At 61.0% G+C, this 4,950-nt stretch carries 5 protein-coding genes and 1 pseudogene; all 6 read right to left on the bottom strand.

The features are described from left to right. A pseudogene (locus ACXJL8_RS33955) lies at window positions 1–298 on the bottom strand (hypothetical protein); the annotation flags it as partial. Beyond that, a complete protein-coding gene (locus ACXJL8_RS33950) occupies window positions 295–684 on the bottom strand; it encodes a hypothetical protein (RefSeq protein WP_456624020.1) in 390 nt (129 codons plus the stop codon). The gene ACXJL8_RS33950 and the pseudogene ACXJL8_RS33955, both read right to left, overlap by 4 nt. A 1,544-nt stretch (window positions 685–2,228) precedes the next feature. Beyond that, complete coding sequence (locus tag ACXJL8_RS33945; RefSeq protein ID WP_456624021.1) at window positions 2,229–2,804, bottom strand: portal protein; 576 nt, start codon at window positions 2,802–2,804, stop codon at window positions 2,229–2,231. A 54-nt stretch (window positions 2,805–2,858) separates the two neighbouring features. Next, window positions 2,859–3,092 (bottom strand): hypothetical protein, encoded by a 234-nt coding sequence (locus ACXJL8_RS33940; RefSeq protein WP_456624022.1) that lies wholly within the window; start codon window positions 3,090–3,092, stop codon window positions 2,859–2,861. Window positions 3,093–3,205: 113 nt separating this feature from the next. After that, window positions 3,206–3,568 (bottom strand): hypothetical protein, encoded by a 363-nt coding sequence (locus ACXJL8_RS33935; RefSeq protein ID WP_456686364.1) that lies wholly within the window; start codon window positions 3,566–3,568, stop codon window positions 3,206–3,208. 385 nt (window positions 3,569–3,953) lie between these two features. Next, window positions 3,954–4,950 (bottom strand): phage terminase large subunit (locus ACXJL8_RS33930; RefSeq protein WP_456686363.1); only part of this gene is annotated, 997 nt, incomplete at its 5' end.

Raw genomic sequence — 4,950 nt, 5'->3', positions numbered from 1 at the left:
GGCCAATTCCATAGGTAACGCCAACGCCGGGCGTACCGAACCCGACACCCGTCTCGTTGCCCACAGTCGCCACGTTCGCTCCGATCCATCCTCTCCCAATGGTCCCTGATGCCGACGGCCCTGTCAGCAGAGCCCCCAGATCATTAGTATATCCTGCCGAGGCACTGAAGCGAGGAGTACCGTAATAGAACTGCGGATAAAGCCTGCCGGAATTGTCGATATAGGCCCCAAAGCCCACTCCTCCCAACGGCGACGGAAATCCAACCGTAAATCCGCCATAAGTTCCCTTGTCGCTCATTGGTTCTGCCCATCATTCTGGGCCTCGGCCCTTTTGCAATTCTGCTCGTAAATTCTTGAACACCTGATTGCGGAAAACACGCCGTAGAGAAAAGCTGCCAGCCACACGCTGCCTAAGACCATCAGGACCGGCTGACCGGATGAAAGCGAGGCCAGCGCGCCGCACAGAATTGCAGCGTTCGATCCTTTGACAAATCTGACGTACTCAGCCTGCACAGGCAGCGGCGTCGGATGCCGTAGCGCCCACACCGAAAATGCATAACGCGAACTCTCATCGTCTTGAAATTGAGGCGGGAGGTGCTCGCGCACTGCATTGTAGACCCGAAAGTAAGTGACGATTGACCAGATGAGGGCCATCCCCGTCAGAACCGTGAAGAGAGCTGCCATGAAGTCCTCTCGGTGAACCGGCCTTCGCGAGCCAAACGTATGTACTCCACATTTACCGGCAAGCCAGTGCCGCGTCGCGATAGACATCGCCAGCCGCCGGAGAAGACCCGGTTGCAGGCTTCCGCCATCACAATCTCCTTTGTTGACCGCCGCACGACTTTTGGCAATGCTTAAACCGGCAATATCCGGGCGGCTTCCGACATGATCTTTGCTTTAGCCGTCCTCGCTGCGATCTGGGCCTGCGGCCTCCTTGTCATCGCGGGGCTGTATCTCAACGACCTTCGCGTGGTGCTCAACAGCGTGGCTCCATGCGCTCAGACGTCGATGCTGCCTGCCCAGGCTGGATGCACGAGACGGCGGCTATCGTGTCGCTAGCATCATTTGAAGCCCTGCTTCTCGCCGCCGCATCACTGACGATTGGTCGCTATCGCGTCGACCCGCTCCTCGGCGAGCCGCGCGGCCGACATCGCAGCGAGTGCAATGGCCTTCTCGGCTGCGAGCATCGCCTTCACTTCGGAGAGCGACATTTTGCCATGAAAGACCTTTTCGGCTGTCAGCGCTGGCCTGCTGGTTTTGCAATTGTCGGCAGCACCTCAATCGCTTTGCCCGCTGCACAATTCACCGAAGCCGCACCCGCCTCTTGTCAACGCCCTGTCGGAGGTACCCGGGTCAAACGACGGATACCTGCGGGCCGAACGGAGTCCGCAGCCCCCGTCGCGAGCTCATCAGCTTCGCCGCGAGCGAGCGCGGTGCCAGCCTGAGACGCAGTCCAATTTCCAAAACGGCCAGCAAAGGATGGACCACTACCGGACGCTCGCTCAGGTGGGCCGCCGTCCATTGCCGGGACGATCGCGCCTGCAGCATCAACGGTCCAGTTCTCGGGGTGCGTGAGAATGTCGTTGATGAGCAGACCTTGAAGATAGGCGCCATGCGCGGCCCATCCCCCTGCGAGGTTCCCCGCGGGTCCCAGCGCCAATGCGCCCGCCGTTGCTCCATACGGTCCACCAACGGCCTGTCCGCCGGTTATTCCCGCCGCGGTCCCGAGGATGCCGCCCCAAGTCTTCCCCGCTCCGACGAGACCATCATGGAGAATATCGCCGCGAGAGGGCGGGTCATATTGCGAAAGCCTGTTCGACAACGTACCTTTTCCGAACATTGCAATCAGGCGAACCAGCAAATTATCGACAGCCATTCCATTCCACCCATGTTACGACTTCGAACAAAAAATCAGCGAGATTGGAAATGCCGCCACCTCCGGAACGAGAAAGTGCGGGCTGCCTGAGAACCGCCCTCAAACACTCCCTGATACTCGGCATCTTCGGGATCTTCGGGTACGTCTTTTATGGATCCGAGGCGCTCGGAAAATTGCTCCTCACTTTCGTGGCGGCTTTCTCAGGCCTCGCATTCCTCAGAATTTTCGGACGCGTCGAGAAAAAATAGCGACTGGCACAGCGTGTGGATGTGACGTCGTCCCCACCGCGTGCCGAGGCGCCGACGTCTCATTCGGTCGACGAGACGCTACTCAGCATTCGTGCTCACCTCAATCAACTCGTCGCCTCCGTGTTCTCCAGCGCCGCGCCGACGTCGTGCACCGTATGCGCGACGATCTTCATAGCGCCGTTCGATTCCGCGACATCCTGGGCCAGCAGCGCGAACTGGTCGTCGGTGAGATCGTAGTAGGTCTCGCGGCTCTCCTCCTCCCGCTCCTCCCACCAGACCTTGACGATGCCGGCCTTCGACAGCAGCGCATCCTTGATGAAGGAATAGAGGACCATGAAGCCACCGTTCTGCTGCATGAAGACGTGATTGACGTAGTCCGTCTCCTGTTGCGCGGCGGCGACGTCCTCCGGACCGACCGGTTCGAAGCGCACGACCTCGTCGGAGCCGGCGAAGATGTCCATCAATGAGGGCATCAGGCCTTCGATGGTGTCGGCGACGTCGGTCGACACCGCGCGCGAGCGGCCGTCCTGCGCCGGCATGTCCTTGCGCATGTCGCCGAGATAGTAATCCATCGCGTCGGCCCGCTCCTCGGCGAGCCGCGCCGCCGACATCGCGGCGAGCGCGTTGGCTTTCTCGGAGGCGAGCATCGCCTTCAGTTCGGAGATTGGCATCTTTGGCATCAGGAACCTTCCCGGTCAGGACTCGTTCGCAGCGATATTTGAGCACCAGGCGCTTCAGCGCGGCGACATGATTGGCTGGATCCAGCGGGCGAACCACGCCTGGTCGTCGTGGCTCCCCGCATTGGTGGCTGCGCGCATGATGCGATCGACGATCGTCGTGCAAACGCGAGGATCTGGCTTCACGGCGAAGCCCGCGTAAGTCTGCCCCGACGGGGCGGTCAGGGTGACGGCCGCATGTCCCATGCCGTACGGATTGAGTTGAATTGTGAGCGAATGTCGGCCCGGCACTGATTGCTCCCGAATTTGGCGCCCCTCCCCGCGGGGCTATGGCACGATGAGATTTGTTGGCGGCGACGCATTCACCGAGAGGGCACGCTGCCCGTCGACCGTGCAAATACGACCTATCGATCGTCCCTGTGAACGCGATCGAACCATCGATCATCAAGACGGTTCAGCCAAGGCGCTATGCTGAGAATGATCTTCTCGAAAGCCCATCCAGACAAATAGGCGATTGCGAAACTCAAGAGATAGATGCCGACTTCAATAGTGACAAGATTCAATAGTGACAAGATAGGAGTCAATCGGCAGCTGCTCGATCGCGGCTTCGGGCAACGCTGCAACGACGAGCCAGCCAGGAAGACCACTGAGCCCCACGAACAACCGCGCGTCTTGTCGTTAGGAGCGAGATAGGCCGCCGCCAGCATGAACAGAATATAACACGTGTAAAGGCCGACGCAGATCAGGCCGCCTCGATTGAACTTCACGCCCCTTCTCCCGCTATCTGGCATCACGTCCGGCGCTATGCCCGACTGAGAGCGGCGTGGACAACCAGCGCCGTCGCGAGCAGCACGATGACGCAAATCCCAAACCCGATCCACCCGCAGGCCTTTGCCGCAGTTCAATCCTTCCATTCGCATCGCGACGACAGCCCGGCCACCGCAACGACTGCGGAGATGCGCTGAAAGGCTCGACATAGATCCAGCCGAATGAAAGGAACGGCAAAGTGGCTCGCGCCACCGCGTATCCGATCAAGTCGACCAGTATTCCGAACACCAACATCGTAGAACTCACGCAGCGGTAGAGACTGCACGTCATAGAACATATCAAGAACACAGTCAACCACAGGTTACATCGTGCCAACCGAGCCCGTCACACCCAGCCCTGCTCGGCATACCGGATCGGCCGGTTGAACGCGGCCACCCTGCCCGGCTGCTCGTAGCAGACCGCCATCAGCCCCAGCGCGTCGGCGGCGTGGCTCGACCAGTCGTGCTCGGGGCCGAGGCCGATGTTGCGCGTCTCGTCCTTGCGCTCATGATAGAAGCCGAGCGCCTCGCGGCCGGGCTCGGTGGTCGCCGCGTTGAACCAGAGCTGCGGCCCGAGCCGCCGCAGCGCCTCGATCCGCATCATCGCCGCACCCGGCCCCTGGTTCTTCACCGGCGGCTCGACCGTAAAGCCGGCCTCGCGCAAATGATCTTCATAGCGCTTGCCGGTGATGTTGTTGGCGGCGATGCCGTCATGCGGCAGATGGAGAATTGCGTTGGCGTAACCGCGCGAACGCAGCCAGTTGGCGTGATACGCCAGCACCTGGCCGACGCTCTCGTAATAATCGAGAACGCGAATTTCGCTTTCGACCCACTGCACGATCCAGATCGTGAAGGCATCTGCCGCAGCGCCCGCGCCGCCGATATCGATGAAGGCACGCAGCGGCAATAGCGGATCCGCCGCGACTTTCCCGATCCGCCCCTGTGCGCACGCCTCCGACAGCAGTGAGGCGAAATACGCGCCCTCGAAGGCGCGCGCATACTCGCCCTCCCAGATGTGGTCGTAGCGCTCCGGATAGAGTTTCTGGTCGAGCAACCGCTCCTCCTCAAGCACATCAGGAAACCAGGGATTGTCGCGCCAGTTCGCTTTCACCACGACGGCCCCGTCGGGCCGGCGCCCGCGCAGAAAATCGTCGATCGCATCGCTCTTGCGGCGCGGATTCCAGCTCGCCCAGAGTTCAGAGTCCTTGGCGCGGATCGTCGGCCGCAGCAGCGCAAGGCTGCGCGCGCTCAGGCTCTGCGCCTCGTCGATCCAGGCGATGCGAAATCCCTCCAATGATTTGATCGAGTCGGCCGTGTGATCCTGAAGGCCGCGGAAGATAATG

It is taken from the genome of Bradyrhizobium sp. P5_C11_2 (assembly GCF_054049755.1).
Note: the sequence above shows the minus strand (reverse complement) of the source record. Positions and strands in the feature narration are given on the sequence as shown.

What these genes read in the sequence shown, in the direction of transcription:
- ACXJL8_RS33950 (WP_456624020.1), bottom strand. Translation starts at nt 684, where the DNA reads ATGGCAGCTCTCTTCACGGTTCTGACGGGGATGGCCCTCATCTGGTCA.
- ACXJL8_RS33945 (WP_456624021.1), bottom strand. Translation starts at nt 2,804, where the DNA reads ATGCCAAAGATGCCAATCTCCGAACTGAAGGCGATGCTCGCCTCCGAG.